The sequence below is a fragment of the Ruminococcus sp. HUN007 genome (assembly GCF_000712055.1).
Taxonomy (GTDB): Bacteria; Bacillota; Clostridia; order Oscillospirales; family Ruminococcaceae; genus HUN007.
Map to the genome: position 1 here is coordinate 1,728,474 of NZ_JOOA01000002.1, position 21,202 is coordinate 1,749,675.

The following is a 21,202-nucleotide window of genomic DNA, read 5'->3' on the forward strand; positions in this document are numbered from 1 at the left end:
CAATTACACTCCGCAGCGCTTAATACTATGTTTCAGGCAATTGTGGTATATCATCATCGTAAGGCCGCACATAGATACAATTAAATAAATAAAAAACATCATTATAAAATCCTTCAACTCAAATCTATAGTAATCTAATTCGAGTAAATTTTTGTTACGCAATACAATTGATAAAAAAACAACAGAGCCAACGATATAACTAGGTATCATTACAATCATACATTCCTCCAGATAAATTTTTAAAGCCATTATTTTTTTACAACCGCACAATCTGTATATAAGAAGACTTTTTTTACGTTTGCTTAACAAATAACTGTAAATAACTGAAAAACTAATTGCAGAAAAAGTGCACAGCATAACAGCAACAATTATCAAAGTATTACTATAAGCTATGCCATCTATATCCGGAAATTCCAAGTCCGGAATATCTGCAATTTCTTCAAAACTGTTATTGATTATTTCACTTATATCATCATACATGCTTCGAGTTAAAGCACTTGAAAAATCCATTGCTATTGCATCAATTATTATATCATCATTTAAAGAATTAACAGGAACCAAAAGCGGTTCTAATTTTTCCATACCTATTAATTCGTATTTCTTCCCCATAAATTGCAAATGAGTTTCATCAATCATAAGCTTATTATAAATACTGTTTTCTCCAAAACCTCTGTCATCATGTATTAATGCGACGCATTCGCCGTTGATTTCCTGCTGGTCAGAAAAATATACTCCCGACGTGAAATTGCCCCACTTACGAAGGTTTTCTTCAAACAAGTGACATGGAACAATGCAATCATTTTTAATGCAAAAACGTACAGACACCCCGCCTCTATCATAAGGAATATCTGTACATTCAAACTGAGCATAATACATTGTAACTGAATCATTGATACGATCTGGAAATGACATAAACATTTCTTTAATACTCCCTATTGTCGCATAACAATTTTCATTATTATGCAATCTTATCATTATTTCATTTACATCTGTTTCTATATCATTTTTCATTTTACTGTAATTTTGATATACTGCTGCAGAATAATTGATAACCAGTGATGACACTACTGCACAAATAACCAGTAAAAATAAAGTGAGCTTATCCTCTTTCCAAAACGTTCTGATATTTTTTAATGCGTACTTCAATTTCTTCACCTTGTTATTACTAATAAAACCTGTTGTTTACAAATCGCATTTAGAAGAAAAGCAGGACATAGTCCTGCTTTTCAATAAAACGTTGGCTTAATCAGTATTTCTTTATCAAATTCAATTCCACATATAGCCTGTATCAAATTCCACCAGTGGTGAACCATATGGTACATTGGTCGAATACAACACTCCAAAAAAGCGATATTTCGACGCTCCGCTTATAGAACCGCTCTTTTCAACTATTTCATTGCTGGCAAGCACCTTATCAGCACCGGTACAATCAATATACTGACCAGAAGCTGTGTACCCTTCTATTCTCACCAGTCCATATTTACTTGAACTTGTTGTATTTCTTAATCCGACATATGGAGTTGAACCGTCGAATCCATATAAAAAATACGCATAATGCTGATCATCAGCATAACCGTGAATCGCAGCTTTGATTTTGGGCAAAAATACAGCTGCATTCAACATAACCAACACCAGTGATGTTCCCAAAAGCCCTTTTAAAATCTTTGTTTTCATAGCATACCTCACCTATTTTTTATTTCTAATGAAAACTTTTACAGTTTTCACTTGTTATAAAAATTATATCATTTATCGTTTTTGATGTCAATACGCTGTGCTTATAGAAAATATTTATATCATATTTCATTACCATTTCAAGCGAAACGTTTTTTGATTCCCAACTAATCCTTGAATATCAACTTATACTACTTTCAGTGAGTTTACTCTGCATCCGCTTCAAGCCAGATCTCCGTACCGTCAGAAGTTTTCAGGGGAGCTTCCGGATCAAAGATCACGTTTTCGCGTGTTTCAGCCGTTTTGCCTGTTTCTTTGTCAATAACATCGCAGTCCATTCTGTCCTCTTCAATGTTGTAATGATAAACCGCCAGCTCATCATTTTCATCAACATTTATGTAATCAACAAACGTTTCCTCGGCTGTTACATCGGCAGTATAAACGGGCTTAAGGTCCGCATCAAATTTCTGAATGTTCTTTTTTCCGTCCTGACCGTTGCAGAGAACATAAATGTTTCCTTCTTTGTCAGTCGCCATGCCCCAGCCGCCCTGGATCTCAGTTTCCGAATATGTTTTGTCGGTCCAGTTATATTTATAGAGTGTCATTCCCAGAGTCATACCCACGATCGTATTTTCAGCCTGCATCAACGGCGGATCAACGTCATTGAACTTTACCGGACAGTCCGGAAGCTCAATGATCTCACGGCTTTCCGGATCTTCCGGCGGTATAACTGCTACACTTGCTTTTCCGTCAAGGGATTCGCAGAACACGTAAATCTTATCATTATAGACATCATAATAAGGCGGAAGCGTGTCGATCTCACCGAGGTCCGTTTTATATGTCCTGTCTCCCGCATGAAGATCAAACTCAAAGCTTTTATAGCCGTAGAAAGCCGAATCCTCATTTTCTCCGTCATCCGTTGCAGACTCTTCCGCTTCCGTAACTTTCACTTCAGAAGCGCCGTTATCAGCTGCACTGTCATTTATTACAGTAGTTGTACTTCCGCTGTTTCCGCACCCGCAGAGCATAACTGCAGCAGCCGCACAGAACGATAATAATACTGAAATTCTTTTCATTATAAAAACTCCTGACTCTGAATAAGTATGGCCTTTTGTTTCACGTAACAATCCTACTCTAAAGTATAGCTTATTCCGGCGAATTTGGCAATAGTCATATAAAAACTGAATAACCGCTCCGTTTTCAACCCGCATTCGGGCAGAATGCGGGTTTTTGAGTTGGCTGCCTCCGGCAGTCCACCAGGAAAGCGCCCCTGCTTGTTTAGAGCAGGGGCGCCTCCTAAGGAAATAAATATGAGAAAAACAGTGTTGGTAAATGTCATTAAAGGAATCACATATCTTTATCTGAATTTATCGATCTTGTGTGAGATAAACTGTTTGAGTGTTGCGAGGTCTGTAAGATCCACAATACCGTCACCTGTTACATCTATACTCGAGATCTGTGCATCTGTGAGGTTTATTTCACCTAAAAGATACAGTGCAAGTGTTGTAAGATCTGAAATATCTATTGTTCCGCTGCCGTCAGCGTCTCCGATGGCATGTACAGGTACAGGCGGCGGAGTCTGTGCAGTTACTGCCGCAGTTGTTACAGGCGGTGCCGTAGTCTCAGAAACGGCTGTTGTTACAGGCGCTGCTGTCGTTGTTAAAGAAACTGCAGGCGTTGTTACTGATGCAGGTGCAGCTGTTGTTGTCTGAGGAACCGGTGTAGTTACTGATGCTGCTGTTGTTACCGGCGCTGCTGTTTCTGCAGGTGCAGTAGTTTCAGAAGGTACCGTCTGTTCAGTAACTGACGTTGTCTGAGGTGCTATGGTCGTTTCCGGAACTGTTGTCACTTCAGGAGCCTTTGTTTCTTCTGTTATGCCTGTTTCGGATACCGGAGCTGCCGGCTCTGTAACAGCTGCAGAAGCTGTTGTTTCCTGCGGAGCCTGTGTGTCCATCGGTAAATATGCATTGTTCAGAACAAGTGCATAGCATGAAGATTTGTCAAGTTCGATCTGCAGGCCGCCCTTTGAATCGACCATTGCTGTATCCATCTTGTCCATCTTTGCACCGGTGCTGTCATAGCTGTAAAGCTCTGCTATACTGTTGCTGAACTGCGAACCGAGAAGGTAGTTTATATTTGCCTTAAGTCCGAAAAGTCCTTCGTGCTGAAGATCCAGTTCAACCACTGAGCTGTTCTTTCTTGCAACCTTTGCGATCATATTCTCAGGTATCAGTCCCTGGTCTTTTCTGATCTCAAGATTAAGATCTCCTGTCTCTTCCGGTTTTACGTTCTTTCCTTTTATATCCCAGCTGTAATCGCCAAGATCAAAAGTGAGTGTTATATCGCGGTTTCTCATTGCGTTTATAGCTTCTGCAGGAAGAACTGTCTCCTCCCTGAAATCAAAGCTTCTTGAACTGCCGTCAGGCATTGAGTTTATTATATCGACGAGACTTTCGATAAATGAATACTTTTTAGTTTCATCGATCCCTGCATCTGCGATGCTCATAATTTCATAGAATGTGCCGCTGTCTTCCGGTTTCTGCTTGATCACGGCATATATTTTACCGTCATTCAGCTTAAGTCCGTAAACATATCCGTTCGTCTCGTAAGGATTGATGTAGTTTCCGACCGCCATTTTTTCCGAACCGTCAAGGTTCATCACATAAAGCTGTGTCGGGCTGTTGTAGTAGACCTTGTCGCCTGCTACCACAAGACTGATGTATTTTCCGTCCCAGTAAGCCGAATACTGTCCCCACACGTACCATTTCTCTTCGCAGAGACTTATCCATGTGTCGACCGCACCGGTGGATTCTGTATATCTGCTGTATTCACCGTTTTTGTTTACAAAATACCACTGATCACCGCGTGTGAATATTTCAGTAGTAACTGTCTGCCAGAATGCGTTGTCATACTTTTCTGAAGTTGCCTTTATACCCTTGCTGTTCCAGTCAGTATGTGCCCTGTTTCTTCCTGCTTCAGGTTTTGCCGCTGCAAAAGCCTTGTCTGAAAGGAGAAAATAACCGTGACCGGATCTGCCTATTGAATCAGGTACAGGATCATCCCATGTTACATCGGCATGATACCATTCGCCGTCTATGTTTACAAGGTTCCATGCATGGTTCATCGCATCGCTGACTACCATTATTGAAGATATGCCCACTCTTTCAAGAAGCATGTTGTATGCCTGGGAATAACCCTCGCACACGCCGTTGCCGAATACGAGTATGTCATATGCTGTATATCCCTCATATCCGTCAGGCAGGGTATTTCCGAGGTCATATGTTGTATTCAGCACAAGATAGTCATGAAGCACAAGCGCCTTCTGAAGCTCTGTCATTCCCGGAGTGATGTTTTCTTCAATTATTCTGTCTATTTTATCATACACTTCATTACGGAGAGCATCCGCTTCTTCCTTGGTATTTGTGTACTTTATCTTAATGCCGCTTACCACATACGCACCGTCATTTCCCGGAGCCAGCTGTATCTGCATTGAAGATTCATACTGAACGCTGAACATGTCAGGTACTTTTCTCAGATAGGATATCGTATCGGTTATCCTTTTTATACTGTCGGCCTTGTTCTGCTCGGTATCGACCTTAAGTCCGAATTTTTTTATGTCTATGGTTGAGCTGTAATCGCGAAGGCCCTGCTCTATCGTTTCGCTCAGACTGGAAATCGTATCATCAGATTCTGCCAGAACGACCGACACTGCAGGAGCTGCAAAATTGATTGCCATAGCAGCAGAAATAAAGCTGCTTAATAATTTTGCAAATTTTTTCATTGTAATTCCTCCTGTTCACTGTCTTTATTCTCATACTCTGTGGTCACAGATCAGAAAAGGCCGGTACTTCTGGTACCAGCCTCTGTTTCCAGTCTGAACTTCCTTCCCTCAGTAAGTTCAAAGATCGTGCAGCTGGCTGTCATACCATTCTGTCTGGTTTAGACCCGTTAGCTTTGCGTCGCTGCCTTTCGGCAGGTTTGCCAAATTATTCGGTGTACCGGCCTCCTGCCGGTATTTCCCGTTTTCTCACCGGAACGTTAACATCCGGTGTTTCCCATATATATAGTATAGCACTTCAGTCACTTGTTGTCAATATTATATATATTATTATCCGCCATTTGAAGCATTTTCGTATATATGCATACTTAAGACCATCTTCATATAAGCATTTTCACGTATAAAAATCATACACGAGCCACGTATTCTCCTGCTTCGGAAACCACGGCCGGATCAGAGCCATTCCGTTTTTTTCGTATAAAGAGAAAACGCCCCTGCTCTTGTGGAGCAGGGACGTTTCCCAAGGAAATATGAGAAAAACACTATTTGTTTGAAAATGTCTTTATAGTTTCCTTATCAGAAGCGATCGATCTTGTGTGCCAGGAACTGCTTCATTGTAGCGAGATCTGCGAGATCCACTAAGCCGTCACCTGTTACATCCGCGATCTTAAGCTGTACATCTGAGAATGAACCTTCACCTAAAAGGTAGAGTGCAAGTGTTGTAAGATCTGAAAGATCCACTTTGCCGCTGCCGTCGAGGTCGCCTGTAGCTGTTTTATTGAATTCTTCAGGTTCAGATGCAGCTGTGATCTCTGTTGTTTCAGTAACTGCAGGTACTTCAGCTGCTGTTTCCGCAGGATCTGCAACTTCAACTGCTGATGTGATCTCAGCTGTTGTCTCAGAAGCTTTTGTTTCGGAAACTGCTGTTTCGGAAACTGCTGTTTCGGAAGCTGCTGTTTTGGAAACTGCTGTTTCTGCAGGAGATGCTGTAACTTCAGAAGTCATTGCTTCTGTCAGGGCCGGAGCCTCAGCTGTTGTTTCAGCTGGTACCTCTTCCTGAGGCGGCTTAACCGGAGCCTGTATTATAGGGTCTTCAGGAGCCTGAAGGTCCCACAATACCAGTGCGTAGCTTGCAGACTGATCAAGGTCCATCTGAAGTTTGCCGTTTGAATCGACCATCGATGTATTGACCTTGTCCATTCTGGATCCAAGCCGGTCGTAACTGTAGAGAACAGCGACATTGTTTATGTACTGTGCTCCCAGTGCGTAGTTTATGCTGGCCTTCAGACCAAAGTCGCCTTCGTGCTGAAGATCCAGTTCAATAACTGATTTGCGTTTATCAGCGATTGACGATAACATTTCCTCAGGGATAGTTCCCTGGTCTTTCTTTATTTCAAGATTAAGATCATTTGCCTTTTCAGCAGTTACATCTTTACCCTTTATGTTCCAGCTATAATCGCCGAGGTCAAGGGAAATTCTGATGTTTCTGTTTCTCATTGCATCGATGGCTGCTGCCGGAAGGATGCTTTCTGTATCTCTGAAATCAAAGTTTGCTGATGAACCGTCTTCCATTTTATTTATGGAATCAACGATCGTATCGATAATGCTTACTTTCTTCTCAAAGCGTACATCAAGAGCTTCATACAGTGTTCCTTCATCTGAAGGTTCCTGCTTGATAACTGCGTATACTGTATTTCCGTCAAGTTTCAGGCCGTAAACATATCCGTTTGTATCATATGGATTTACATAGCACTGACTTTCCTTTTCGGAACCGTCAAGATTCATCTTGTAAATGTTTGTCGGCGAATTGTAGTAAACCTTGTCACCTGAAATGATCAGGCTTACATATTTGCCTTCCCAGTATGCTGAATACTGTCCCCACACGTACCAGCGCTCGTCACCGAGGCTTACGAATTTATCAACTTCGCCTGTGGATTCTGTATATCTGCTGTATTCACCTTTGTTATCGACGAAGTACCACTGGTCTCCGCGTGTGAATATCTCAGTGCCTACTGTCTGCCAGAAAGCGTGATCGTATTTTTTCGAAGTGGCTTCAATACCCTTGCTGTCCCACTTGTCATGAATATAATTTCTTCCCGCTTCCGGATTGGCTTTTCTGATCTCATCATCTGAGAGCATGAAGTATTTATGATTAACTCTGCCCTTGGCATCAGGAACCGGATCATCCCATGTAGAATCAACGTGATACCATTCATTATCAATGTTTACAAGATTCCACGCATGATTCATGTCGTAGCTTGTTACCATTATGGATGAAATTCCGACCTTGTCAAGAAGCATGTTGTATGCCTGTGCATAACCTTCGCAGACGCCGTTTTCGCATATGAGAATATCGTATGCAGATGAACCGCCGTCTCTGTCAGGCAGTGTTCCTTCAGTATCGTACACCGTATTAAGTACGAGATAATCATGAAGGTTAAGTGCTTTCTGAAGTTCGGTCATTCCCGGCGTTACTGTTTCACTGACTACAGCGTCTATCTTTGCATTCAGCTCTGTCATAAGAGCCTCTGCTTCTTCGCGTGTATTGGTATAGCTGAATTTGACCTGTCCGAGGATCAGGTTTCCGTCTGCTGCGTATACAGGCTGGATCGAAATATGATCTTCAAAGCCTATGCAGAACATTTCAGGCATCTTTCTTACATAACCGAGAACCTCGCTCAATCTCGAAAGATTGTCCTGATCCGGAGCCATTTCAAACTTACTTATGTCAATGGCCGTTTCGTAATTCTGCAGTCCCGTTTTCAGCGTTTCGCTCAGGCTCGCGATCGTGTCATCCGACGAAGCCAGAACAAAGAGCGGCGGAGCTGCAAAATTGACAGCAACGGCGGCCGACAAAAGGCCGCTCATAAATTTTGCAAATCCTTTTTTCATAGTGAATCCTCCATTTCCCTGATTCTACTCATTAAATTAACATCAAAAATTAATAAAAGGCTGATACTTATGGTATCAGCCTTTTTTTCCAACCATAAACGTCCGTTCTTAAAGGTCGTTTAAAAATTGTGCAGCTGGCTGTCATACCCTTTTTATTCGGTTTAGACCCGTTAGCTTTGCGTCCCTGCCTTTCAGCAGGTTTGCCCAATAATTAAATTTTTCTATTATATTCAGTGAGTAGTGAATTGAAAAGTCAGATCATTATGAATCATATGCGAAAATTTTAGTACGACGGAGGAGTAAGATGTTAGCAGATGTTTAGGTCAGATGAAAATAAATATGTGAGCCTTTTTGGAGGCCCGTGATTTATCTTCTGTACACAGTATAGCACTGTGGAATACCGTTGTCAATAGTTAATATAAATTTTTCGTATTCATACTTCCGATTTGTAGATATGCACACTTAAGACGAGAATTCTGTATGCAAAATACCGTCTGAATTTTTAACCTGGATTAAAAATATGATTAGAGCCCGTAAAACCGGCGTTACACTATTTATATTATAACAGATTAATTCACTTTAATTTGTGCACATAAAACTATTGAATTCAGGCTTTAATTCGTGTATAATTGTATGTATAGTGATTTTATACATATCACAGATTATAATTAACCGGTATCGCATGTTATCTATCAGATTGACTAAAACACATCAGTCTGTATTTTAGTCAGGGGGAAACAGACATAAAGGGCCGGAGAACGGAGAAAAAAGATGAAAAAGATGACCAGGGATTATATCAGACAGGAACTTGAAAAAGTCCTGAAGACTGACTACAACATCACACCGAATGATGCTTCCGACGCTCAGGTGTACAATGCACTTTCTACTATTGTAATGCATTATCTGAGTGAAAAGAGAAACAGCTTCAACAACAAGATCAACTCAGAGGGAAAGAAGCAGGTATACTACCTCTCAATGGAATTCCTTATGGGACGTTCGCTCAAGACAAGCCTTTACAATCTCGAGATCGTTGAGGATGTAAGAAGCATTCTCAAGGAATACAAGATCAACCTCGATAAAATATATGAAAACGAGCCGGATGCCGGCCTCGGAAACGGTGGCCTCGGAAGACTTGCAGCCTGCTACCTCGATGCCATGGCTACACAGTGCATTCCTGCCATGGGCTACTCGATCTGCTACGAATACGGTATTTTCAAGCAGAAGATCGACGAAGGCTGGCAGACCGAGCTTCCTGACAACTGGATGCCGGGCGGTGACGTATGGCTCGACCCTAAACCGGAAAAGGCTATCGAAGTTCACTTCGAGGGCGAACTCCACGAATACTGGGACAGCCAGTACCACCACATCTCACACCAGAACTACAGCACAGTTATCGCCGTTCCGTGTGACATGTACGTTTCAGGCTACGACAGCGAAGGCGTTTCGGTTCTGAGACTCTGGACCGCAAAGTCACCAAGCTTCGACATGGCAATGTTCAACCAGGGTGACTACGCAAAGGCACTCGGACAAAACAGCATCGCAAACGCTATCTCAAAGGTTCTTTATCCTAACGACAACCACCTCGAAGGCAAGTCCCTCCGACTCAGACAGCAGTACTTCCTCTGCGCAGCTTCGATCGGCGACATCGTTACAAACCACATGTCCGTTTACGGAACACTGGAAAACCTTCACGACAAGGTAGCCATCCACATCAACGACACACATCCTACCCTCGCAATTCCGGAACTCATGAGAATTCTCCTCGATGACTGCGGATACACCTGGGACAAGGCATGGCATATCACAAAGAACACATTTGCATACACAAACCACACTGTAATGGCTGAAGCCCTTGAAAAGTGGGATGTAAACCTCCTCAAGAGCATCGTTCCGAGAATCTTCTCCATTATAGTTGAGATCAACAACAGATACTGCGCAAAGATCGCAAGCCTTACAGAAAACAACTACGACAAGACAAGCCGTATGTCCATCATAAAGAACAACACCGTCCACACTGCTACTCTCTGCGTTGCAACAGCACACAGCGTAAACGGTGTTTCCAAGCTCCATTCCGAGATCATCAAGACAGATGTTTTTGCCGATGAGCATCAGCTTTATCCGTACAAATTCAAGAACGTTACAAACGGTATCGCGTACAGACGCTGGCTCTACCAGTCAAATCCGGGTCTTACAAAGCTTCTCCGTGACAAGATCGGTTCAAGCTTCCTTAAGGACGGCAGCGAGCTCAGCAAGTTCACACTCTTCAAGGATGACAAGTCCGTTCTCGACGAGCTTGCAAAGGTAAAACGTGAAAACAAGGAAAACTTCCTTAAGTACTGCAAGAACTACTGCAACCTCGACTTCAAGATCGATCCTGACAGCATCTTCGACGTTCAGGTAAAGAGACTCCACGAATACAAGCGTCAGCACCTCAATGCACTCAACATCATCGCTGACTACAACTATCTCCTCGAACATCCTGATGCCGACTTCACACCTAAGACATACATCTTTGCAGCGAAGGCAGCTCCTGGCTACTATCTTGCAAAGCAGATCATCAAGATGATCTGGAGCATTTCACAGGAACTCAGAAAAGATCCTAAGATATCTGAAAAGCTCAATGTATACTTCCTCGAAGACTACAAGGTAACTCTTTCCGAAATACTTATGCCGGCAAGTGATATTTCCGAACAGATCTCACTGGCAGGTACTGAGGCATCCGGTACAGGTAACATGAAGCTCATGCTCAACGGTGCGATCACACTCGGTACTCTCGACGGTGCAAACATCGAGATCAAGGAAGCTGTAGGCGATGACAACATCATCATCTTCGGTATGAACGCAGCTGAAGTTGCAGCAAAGAAGCATGAAGGATACAATCCGAAGAGCTACTTCGAGTCTGACAACACGATCAAGATGGCTGTCAACCGCCTGTACAAGGGCATAAACGGCTGTGCGTTCAACGAGATTGCAAACTCACTCGTAAACTCTGATCCGTACATGGTACTTGCTGACTTCGAATCATACCGTGAAGCTCAGAAGCGTTCAACAGAACTTTACAACGACAAGTACACATGGCTTAAGATGTCTCTCTGCAACATTGCAGGTGCAGGTATATTCTCAGCTGACAGAGCTGTTAATGAATATGCAAGAAACATCTGGGGACTTAATAAATAATTATATTTTTCAGCACAAAAAGCACCGTAAAGATGAAGAATGATCTTTACGGTGCTTTATTTTTGATTAATATGTTTTACGCATCTGCGGTACCGCCGTCACGGTGCAGAAGCTTTTTTGCTGTCTGGATAAGCGAAGGTGCATTTACTGCGCACGCTGCAAGGAACCCGATAAAGAGCCATACTTTCATGAACGGCGCATCAATGAGTATGATAACGGCCATGAAAAGAATGATTCCGGAATTGATAACAAGCTTTTCCCATTCAACCTTGTAGCCCACCAGAGCGCGGGTATCCTTAAGTCTGATAAAAAAGCAGACAACGTAAGCAGTCATGGTAGCAAAAGCCGCGCCCTGAACGCCTACTATCGGAATAAGAACAAGGTTCAGAAGAATATTTGTTATCGCAGCTATGCCGCTGGTATAAAATGATTTATCATTTCTTCCGGTTGCATTGTAAATTCCGCTTAAGAAGTTGCAGAAGCTCTGCATGAGTGACGCAATGATAAGGAACGGAGCCATTTTATATGATTCCCAGAAGCTTTCACCGGTAAGCAGTTTCGTAAGCCACTGAATGAGCATCATTATTCCGGCCGATCCCACAAACATCATCGCTGAGTACGCACTCATGACCTTGCTGTAGTACTGACGGTATTCATCCGTACCGTACTGTGTTATGGCCGACATCTGCCATGCTCTGAAGAATATTACCGAAACAAATGATATCAGTGCCGGTATTTTATAGGCACAGGCATAAAGACCGTTTATATCTTCTCCCTGAAATTTCGAAACAAAGAACAGATCTGAGGAGCTTACCACCCACCAGAGTACTGCAGTCGGAATAAGCGGTGCACTGTAGCGGCACATCTTAACCCTGAGTTCATGATCATATTCGGATAATCTGAAATCCTTTCGGATGTTTCCGAAATAAGTAAGGAATAATATCGACAGCAGGTCTGACATGACAATACTGAGTATGTATCCGGCAATATCAAGTTTGAACACCACAATGAACAGCAGCGTAAACAGTACAAGCGACACTGACGAAAGCAGACTGTCGACCGTATAAAGCTTGATGTAATCCTTGGCTTTAAGATGCTGCTGCTGGATCCACCTGAATTCCGAAGTAAACATAAAGGCCATCATAAGTCCCGTATACTGCCTGAACCCGGATATCGCCGCAACTATCGCAAGAACTATCATTCCGGCAGCCATGCTCATGAGTGAAAATGAAACAGCTGTGGTATACACTTTTTTTCTGGAAAGCGTTTTGTCAAGACCAAAGCGAAGCACACTGTCTGCCAGACTGAGCGACGCAACAGGTCCGATCAGGTTTATAAGAGTCCGTATTTTTTCTCCGACTGAGTAAGAATCTTCCGCCATATACGACGTAACAAGCTTCAGGATCAGAACGCTGAGTATCTTCGAACTGAATGAACCAAGCGAAAAGATAAATGTATCAGATACGAGTTTTTTATATCTGTCCAAATTTCTCCCCCGTTTCTTAAAAAATAAAATACACTTCTATTATATCAGACATTTTCAGAAAAATAAATACTTTTGCGCAAAATATAGCAAAAGTGATGCCGGCAGCTCGGAATTTTCATGAGGCGTACAAGGTAGTTGTCGTCCGTTGGACGACAACTGCTATTATAATTGGCAGCCAAAGGCTGCCCACCTTTTCTGAAAATGTGGTGACTGCGGCACAATTGAATAATGGCATCTGTCTATTTATAAAATCATCCGCAAAACATATAATAATGCGGATGATTTTGTTAAACTTACTTATTGACTTTTACGTGAATATGATATATAATTTAGAAAAACATCCGCAAAACTTATTAAACTGCGGATATTTTATCTAAAGTGAAAGGAGAACAGAATGAAAAGCCGTTCAGAGTGCCTTAAAGAATTGGGATCAGATTATATGATTCAAAAGAAAATAAGTTCAGGCGAACTTTTTAAAGTTGGTAAAGCTGTTTATTCCGAAGATAAATATGTACCTGAAATAGCAGTACTGTCATTTTTATATCCTAATGCAGTTATAACGATGCGAAATGCGTTTTACATTTATGGTTTAACTGATGTGATACCGGATGATTATGATCTTGCAACTGATCGAAATGCTGCCAAGATAAAAAACGAGCATGTTAAACAGTATTTTTATCCTGTGAACTTCTTTAATCAGGGAATAGTTCAGATTGAATATAAAGGATATCCGGTGCGTATTTACAGCAAAGAACGTATGCTTGTAGAATTGCTCAGATATAAAAACAAACTTCCTTACGATTATTACAAGGAAGTTCTTCTGAATTACAGAAAGTTGATTCTGCAGCTTGATATTCAGGCTGTTCAGGATTATACAATGAACGCACCGAAAAGCTCAAAAATAATGGAAACACTTCAGTCTGAAGTATTGTGATAAAGATAGCACGCCGCAGGCGTTCCTTTCCTGAAGCAGGTGGTGCCTGCGGCACTATTTACATAAACTAACCCCCGGCATCTGAAATTCACTCAGATGCCGGGGGTATCGTTATATTCTGACTTATTAGTCTTCTGACTGGGCAACTTCCTTTATGCACTGCCAGGCTTCTGTAAGGAGTTCGAGATTCCAGGAAGCGTTTGCAGGGCTTGTTGACGGAAGGCAGACTGCAGGACGGTTCGTAACCGGACGGGTATACTTAGTGTAGTACTGGAAAGCCGTTTTTCCGTTTACGTAGATCGCGTGTATATCTGACTGTGCAAGTATTATGTTAATATCATTCGGTGTGACATTTTTTATGCTGGCATCAGCTGAGCCTTCTATTTCGCAGGATGCTATAACATCCCATAAGGCTATGTGATTTCTTAAAAGGAACGCCTTCTTTTCTTCGGGCGTCTGCGGAATATCCTCTTCAAATATGGAAGAAACCACTTTCCAGAAACGGTTTCTTGGATGCCCGTAGAAAAAGCCTGCTTCCCTCGACTTTACCGACGGAAAGCTTCCGAGAATGAGTATTCTCGATGCCTTATCGTATACCGGTTCGATCGGATGAGTTATCATAATAAAATCCCCCTTGTAAGTTGTATTTTTGTTTTAGAAAAAACTGATCAGGTTGTCAATCAGCCGACAAAATAGCATGCATTGACCCAGCAGTATCCGTCTGGCGAATCAGCATCCGTAATTTTATACCACTGCTCTCCGTGTGAATAGCAGAATTCTGTTGCAGTGACTTTAATATCCTCCTCGATCATTTTAAACGGATCCTCTGCATCGAATTCCATAATAAATGAATCGTTATAACAGCCGGCTCCGCCGAACGACTTACCCATAAGTGTGAGTTCCATCGATGCCGGCATATCGGTGATCGGTATGTATTTTGAATTAAATGAATATGACGGATATGCATGGCTTAAAACTTTGTCTCTTATCCAGCCGTAATACCTGCCGTCTGCGTCCCAGCACTCGTACCACCATTCTCCGTGTGACTGACACTTTGTTCTTGCAATAAGTCTGCGGTATTCTGTTATATGATCAGTTATTTCAGTTTCCGGATTTTCTGATGTTTCTGAAATATATTCATCTGAATACACAAATATATCATCTCTGTTATAACCATACGCATACAATTCCACCGGACGTTCGTCAAGGAAAAGGAATTGATGCTTTTCATAAAACGCATACTCTTCTTCATTAAAATCCGGCTTTACATTTCCGGATGGTATCCAGCCATAATAATGATCCTCATCGCGGCATTCAAACCATAGTATTCCGTGGGAACTGCAGATGTGTGTGATCTCTACCGGTGTGTCAGCACTTACCTGCAGATAAACCTCCTCAGGACCGTAGTCTGTCACATAGTTTGCCTTGTAACTGTTTACAGCATCATCATTTCCGGCGCTGACTACAGCATTTTTCTGCCATTTGCGATCCATTACTTCTGCCTTATTCGGAATAATATACTTCATATTCAGCTTTTCAAAATCTATATCCTCCGTATAGAATTTCGCATCGTCATCATACAGGAACACTGTTCCACCGTCAAGATTTATATAAGCGATACTGTAATCGTGTCCGTCATATTTTTTAAATTTCTCTCCGAACACATCTGATTTCTCTATTGGCTCAAGCGTTTCAGGATCAAACATATAGGTAGTCAGTATATTATCAAAATCCGCCGTATCAAAGATGAATACTGTAACCGCATTTATATCTGTATCTATTACTGCTTTGCGGAATACAAGCCGTTCCTCTCCGACAGTTACATGCACATGATTTTCATCCAGTTTTCCGATTTCCGGATAATCCTTCGCATAAAGCACCTTCGTTTTTTCCAGAGCTTTTTCCTTAAGCTGTTTTATCGTACTGATTTCTTCCTGAGTATTCTTATCAAAGTACTTTGTATTCATTGTTTCAGGCATTTCACTAATAAGTAAATCCCTGCCGCTGTTTTTATCAAATATTTTCACGTAACCTTTTTTATAATCGACATTCATCAGAACGCCGGATTCATTATACTCTTCAAAGTCTTCTCCGAAAATATCGGATAACTGCAGTCTGTCCAGCGTTTCAGGATCGTACCAGTACTGGTGAGCTTTATCTATCGATGCCACATTGAGATGCAGCTCGTAAACATTCAGGCTGAACTCTGACTTAGTTTCTTCAGGTTTATGAATGGTAACAGCATTACGTCCGACCGGGTATTTCGTCTCTGCAACATACTTCTCATAGATCTGTTCCATTACCGCATTTCGTTCCTTTATTTCCTCTGCTGTATGGAAACGTGAAGTATAGTCAAAACGGAGTTCGCCGTTCTCATCATATTTATATTGTCTTTCCCATTCAGGATAAGTACCTTCGTCAATATAAACATCATACCGGTTTTCAGTATTATATTCAAGCAGTTCCCTGCAGTCGAAATATTCGCCTGTGATCATACTGTCGATCAGTTCCATATCATCATAGTACGAAATGAAAGGGACGCTCAGATCATATTCAAAATACGGACCGTCCTTTTCCACGATGAAATTATCAAAAGAGAAGTTATCCATCTTTCCCATAAGGCCTATATAATCTGTTTTTATCACATCGCTGCATTCTGTGGCCAGTATATCAGCTGTCCTGCCGCTTACCGCAGGTACGAAATCAGTATCTTTATAGAACAAATCCGAGAAGTTTTCCAGCTTTTTACCGCTTTTCAGATCGTAATTTAAATTATATACGCCTTCCAGTTTAACAGTACGATAATTATATTCTCCGCCTTTTCTGAAACATATATTCATTATACCGTTGAAAATCGTAACATCCATACGCCAGCTTCCCGGAATTACACAGGCTTTATCACCGAATACAGTTTTATGAATGTCACTGTTTATCTGTTTCTGCAGTTCCTTGTTTTTAAGCCAGAATATCTGAGACTCTCCGTCAGGCATACCATTGTTCCATGACACACTCCACGCCAGTCTGGAAAACTTTTCAGCTGGTTTGTAGTCTGCCGGCTTTTTCTTACCGGTTCCCTTCGCATAATAAGGAATGAACTCTTCCGGATATTCCATATCACATACCGGGACATAGCCGCTCGCAAGCACTGTCTTCTGACCTTCCTCAGAAACAGCCCATTCTGCAAACTCCTTCGTATTCTGTGAAGCCTTGTCTGTATAGACTATCGATGTACTGCTGAGAAGAGGATAGCTTCCGTCAGCCATAGTCTCCCTTGAAGGCTTTACACCGTCAACTGCTATAAACTTTGTATCTGATGAATTTTCGTACATCTGTGCTGCATAGGAATAAACTGAATAGCCGATGGCATCAGCAGCGTTGTCGTAGACCGCAATTCCGTCCATAAGAGATGACATCATTCCCAGAACCAGTGTTTTCGGCGGATCCATAAGGTCATAGCCCTTCATGAATTCGGTCATGTAATTCTGGCTTCCTGAATCCTTGTTTCTCTGGTAAGGAATTATCTTCGCATCATTTCCGCCGACTTCCTTCCAGTTGGTGATCTTTCCGGAATAAATATCTCTTATCTGCTCACTTGTAAGTGAATCGACCGGATTGTTCTTGTTTACAACGAAAACGAAACCTTCCTTTGCGACCGGTACGAAATTCAGCTTTACTCCTGCTTCATCCGCCATTTTCTGCTGGTCTTCCGAGATCGGCACTGTAAATATCATGTCGTTTTCACCGGAAAGCAGCATTGAAAATGATTCGTGGGTCTTATGATGTTCGACGAGAAGCTTAGCGTCACTGTATGGAACACCGAGCATCTTTGATTTGAATCCTGCTTCGAGAGGGATAGCTGAAGTGGAACCGTCCATTTTAGGCACACTTTTGTACGCCCAGATCTTTGACTGTTTTAAAATATCGCTCTTTACAGCGGTAATATCCACTCCGTCAACCAAACCGTCACCGTTGACATCGATGGCGGATTCTCCGGTACTGTAAAAGCCCTTTTCCTCAATAAGGCTGTTTTTATATCTCATAAGATCAAAAACATTTATAACACCGTCGCCGTTTATATCGCCGGGCTGCCCTCTTTCAGACAGTTTTTCCATAATAGAAACAGCTCTCTGTCCCTCTTCAGTGGAAGTATCCGGCTCAGCTGAAACCGTAACCGCTCCTCCGCATGCGATCAATGTAAAAACCATTAAGATTGTTATCTTTTTTCTCAGTGAATGTTTTTTCATATTGTTCCTCTTTTCATTATCACTCATTTATTCAAGAGTGAGATCTGATTTTTTAATCCAGCCGTAATAATCTCCATTGTCTGCATCAAAGCAGTCATATAACCAGCTTGATTTGTAACATGCCCGTTTGATCAAAACATTTCTTTTTACTTCGACCTTCCGCAGTGCTTCTTCAGCACCTTTCTTCAGAATGTAATCATTCGTGTATCCGAATACATCACCTGTTTTACTGCCGGTAACTATACCGGATAAAGGAGTCTCGTATTCTTCATAACGGAAAAAGCGGTTGTGCATGGTACAGTCTTCTTCGCTGATCCAGCCGATATATTCATCAGTGTTTCCATCCCAGCATTCATACCACAAACTGCCGTGTGACTGGCACAGAGTCTTTATACTGACGTAAAGATTCTTCTTTATCTGAGATAAGACTTTCTTCTCGCCGTAATCAACAACATAGGACTCAGGATAAACATCTACCGTTTTGTCGTCCATCAGAATTCCGTACGGAATTTTATCCTGCTTCTCCGTTTTCGCCTTTATCTGATCACTGTACAGTATACTTCTGTCGAAATTATCAGTATCAAACGTTTCCTCATGTTCCGTGTAATGATAAAACGTTTGTTCATATTCCGTGAAAGGATCAGACAGTCCGAGCAGAGTAACTGTACCGGCACCAAGATCAATTTCGTATATTAAACAGTCATCATACTTTTCAAATGATTTTCCGAAAATATCTGAAGGTTTTATCTGCTCGCCTGTATCGCCGGAGAACATATACGGAGTATTGGGCAGTCCGTCCACCTTCCCGTAATTCACACGGAAATAATTCATTTCATAATGTCTGTCAACTATGATATACGATGTATTTCCTTCCGGGCGCAGAGCTTTTGCTTTTTCGTAAACTGTATCATAGAGCTTGTTTTCTGCCTTGATTTCCTCATCAGTATGGAAACGGGAGGTGACATTCACACGCGGTTCACCGTCATCACCAGTAACAATTATAGTTCTCCATTCCGAAAACTCGCGGTCTTCCAGCGAAAAAATAAGATTATCCATGGGTCGGTTAGCTTCATCGACAATGTTTCTGCAGTCGTAATATTCACCTATTATCATACTTTCGAACAGTTCGTCAAAGACAACCTGATATGATAGTCTCGTTTCTTTATCATAATAAGGCCCATCTGCATCAAAAACTATATCTTCAAAACTGAATTTGGCTGGTTCTCCAAGAACGCCAAGAAAATCCGTTTTAATATCCTTGGCATATATAGTACGCTCGTTTAATTTTTGGTTAATAGCAGAAACAAAATCTTCATCTTTATAGAAATAATCTGAAAGCTTCTCTATTCTTACACCGTTTATCGCGTCGTAATTAAATTCAAAATTATTTGATAAGTAGTAATTACTGAAACTGATGTTTATATATCCGTTAACTGCATGAAGGCTCATGTGCCATATTCCTTCGAGCATATCCTGACCGTTAAACACCGTTTTACTGATATCATCGTTTATCATGTTCTGGAGTTCTTTGTCTGCAAGCCAGTTGATTGTACATTCTTCGCGGGACAGAGGTTTTTCGTCATATGAACTACGTCTGTAACTAAGCTCCGAATATTTCTTTGCCTGCTTGTAGTCCGCCGGCTTTTCCTTGCCAGTACCCTTGGCGGAATACGGCTTAAATTTCTCCGGATACTCCATATCTTTTAACGGAACATATCCGCATGAAAGAACAGTTTTCTGCCCTTCTTCAGATACTGCCCAGGCGGCAAAATCCTTTGTATTCTGAGATGCCTTGTCAGTATAAACTATCGATGTGCTGCTGAGAAGAGGATAGGTGCCGTCCGCCATAGTTTCTCTTGTAGGCTTTATACCGTCAACTGCAATGAATTTAGTGTCAGATGAGTTTTCGTACATCTGTGCTGCGTAGGAGTAAACTGAATAACCGATAGCATTTTCGGCATTATCGTAAACCGCAAGTCCGTCCATCAGAGATGACATTGAGCCAAGATAATATTCCTTAGGCGGATTCATAAGATCATAGCCTTCCATGAACTCTGTCATGTAATTCTGGCTTCCCGAATCCTTGTTTCTCTGGTAAGGAATGATCTTTTCGTCGTTTCCGCCGACTTCCTTCCAGTTTGTTATTTTACCTGAATAGATATCTCTGATCTGCTCCACGGTAAGGGATTCGACCGGATTGTTCCTGTTTACTACGAAAACGAATCCTTCCTTTGCGACCGGTACAAATGTAAGTTCTCTTCCCGCTTCTTCAGCAGCTTTCTTCTGATCTTCCGAGATCGGTACTGTGAATATCATGTCGTTCTCACCGGAAAGAAGCATCTGGAATGACTCGTGGGTCTTGTGATGTGATACGAGCAGTTTGGCATCAGAGTACGACACTCCGAGCATCTTCGATTTAAGTCCGGCTTCGAGCGTTATTGCCGAAGTGGATCCGTCCATCTTAGGAACGTTATCATAGGTCCATAGCTTTGACTGTTTTAAAATATCGTTCTTTACTGCACCAATGTCTTTTCCGTTCACGGCGCCGTCACCGTTAACATCGATGCGTTCGGCTTCATCAAAACTTCTTCCTTCGACAATGCTGTTCTTGTATCTCATAACATCAAACACATTGACGATACCATCGCCGTTAATATCACCGCGCTGTTCCTTTTCAGAAAGAGTTTTTATAAGTTCTTCCCGCTCCTGCTGCTCACGTTCCTCGGACCAGTCAGCGGATACTATCCCGGTACTTCCGAAGACCATTCCTGAAACAAGCGCCAGCAACACGGCTTTACGCCTTATATTCTTCAGGGCTCTTTTTCTCATATTCCTTCCCCCTTATTTGATATTTTTCATCTGTACAGGTGCAAACAGAGAAAATATCAGTTATATCCCCAAATGACCCGCACGCTCTTATACATAGTAAATTATATCATAAAGCAGAGTATAAAATCAATATATCGTGATGATTAAATACAAAATGCCCGCTCATCCGTGCGTTACGAATGAGTGGGCAT

11 protein-coding genes and 2 riboswitches are annotated in these 21,202 nt (G+C 41.8%); of the genes, 2 read left to right on the plus strand and 9 right to left on the minus strand.

Annotated features, from left to right (window positions below):
• Nucleotides 1-3 precede the first annotated feature (3 nt).
• The 5 genes from CC97_RS11650 to CC97_RS18935 form a co-directional block, all read right to left on the minus strand.
• Nucleotides 4-1,146 carry an FtsX-like permease family protein gene (locus tag CC97_RS11650; RefSeq protein ID WP_044975109.1) on the minus strand — a complete coding sequence of 381 codons (1,143 nt, stop codon included), beginning with the start codon at nucleotides 1,144-1,146 and terminating at the stop codon, nucleotides 4-6.
• Between the two features lie 120 nt (nucleotides 1,147-1,266).
• Entirely contained in the window at nucleotides 1,267-1,674 is a 408-nt protein-coding gene (locus tag CC97_RS11655; RefSeq protein ID WP_044975110.1) for a hypothetical protein, read from the minus strand.
• A gap of 203 nt (nucleotides 1,675-1,877) precedes the next feature.
• On the minus strand, nucleotides 1,878-2,747 hold the full coding sequence (locus CC97_RS11660; RefSeq protein WP_044975111.1) for a hypothetical protein: 870 nt from the start codon (nucleotides 2,745-2,747) through the stop codon (nucleotides 1,878-1,880).
• Between the two features lie 281 nt (nucleotides 2,748-3,028).
• On the minus strand, nucleotides 3,029-5,452 hold the full coding sequence (locus CC97_RS18930; RefSeq protein ID WP_049962865.1) for a dockerin type I repeat-containing protein: 2,424 nt from the start codon (nucleotides 5,450-5,452) through the stop codon (nucleotides 3,029-3,031).
• 124 nt (nucleotides 5,453-5,576) lie between these two features.
• Nucleotides 5,577-5,664: riboswitch (cyclic di-GMP riboswitch) on the minus strand.
• Between the two features lie 361 nt (nucleotides 5,665-6,025).
• A complete protein-coding gene (locus CC97_RS18935; protein WP_049962866.1) occupies nucleotides 6,026-8,341 on the minus strand; it encodes a transglutaminase domain-containing protein in 2,316 nt (771 codons plus the stop codon).
• Between the two features lie 126 nt (nucleotides 8,342-8,467).
• A riboswitch (cyclic di-GMP riboswitch) is annotated at nucleotides 8,468-8,556 on the minus strand.
• Nucleotides 8,557-9,112: 556 nt separating this feature from the next.
• On the opposite strand from CC97_RS18935, the gene CC97_RS11680 reads away from it, so the two are divergent.
• Nucleotides 9,113-11,518: a glycogen/starch/alpha-glucan phosphorylase gene (locus CC97_RS11680; RefSeq protein WP_156036896.1), complete on the plus strand. Its 2,406-nt coding sequence runs from the start codon at nucleotides 9,113-9,115 to the stop codon at nucleotides 11,516-11,518.
• 76 nt (nucleotides 11,519-11,594) lie between these two features.
• On the opposite strand, the gene CC97_RS11685 is transcribed toward CC97_RS11680, so the two are convergent.
• Complete coding sequence (locus CC97_RS11685; RefSeq protein ID WP_044975113.1) at nucleotides 11,595-13,004, minus strand: polysaccharide biosynthesis C-terminal domain-containing protein; 1,410 nt, start codon at nucleotides 13,002-13,004, stop codon at nucleotides 11,595-11,597.
• Nucleotides 13,005-13,398: 394 nt separating this feature from the next.
• Between CC97_RS11685 and CC97_RS11690 the strand changes: the two genes are divergently transcribed.
• Nucleotides 13,399-13,938 (plus strand): hypothetical protein, encoded by a 540-nt coding sequence (locus tag CC97_RS11690; RefSeq protein WP_044975114.1) that lies wholly within the window; start codon nucleotides 13,399-13,401, stop codon nucleotides 13,936-13,938.
• Between the two features lie 126 nt (nucleotides 13,939-14,064).
• Here CC97_RS11690 and CC97_RS11695 read toward each other — a convergent pair whose 3' ends face one another.
• Genes CC97_RS11695 through CC97_RS18945 form a run of 3 tightly spaced genes read right to left on the minus strand, consistent with a single transcriptional unit; the run spans nucleotide 14,065 to nucleotide 21,011 of the window.
• On the minus strand, nucleotides 14,065-14,559 hold the full coding sequence (locus CC97_RS11695) for a DNA-deoxyinosine glycosylase (protein ID WP_044975115.1): 495 nt from the start codon (nucleotides 14,557-14,559) through the stop codon (nucleotides 14,065-14,067).
• A 59-nt stretch (nucleotides 14,560-14,618) separates the two neighbouring features.
• On the minus strand, nucleotides 14,619-18,182 hold the full coding sequence (locus tag CC97_RS18940) for a substrate-binding domain-containing protein (RefSeq protein WP_049962867.1): 3,564 nt from the start codon (nucleotides 18,180-18,182) through the stop codon (nucleotides 14,619-14,621).
• Nucleotides 18,183-18,209: 27 nt separating this feature from the next.
• Nucleotides 18,210-21,011: a substrate-binding domain-containing protein gene (locus tag CC97_RS18945; RefSeq protein ID WP_049962868.1), complete on the minus strand. Its 2,802-nt coding sequence runs from the start codon at nucleotides 21,009-21,011 to the stop codon at nucleotides 18,210-18,212.
• Nucleotides 21,012-21,202: the final 191 nt, after the last annotated feature.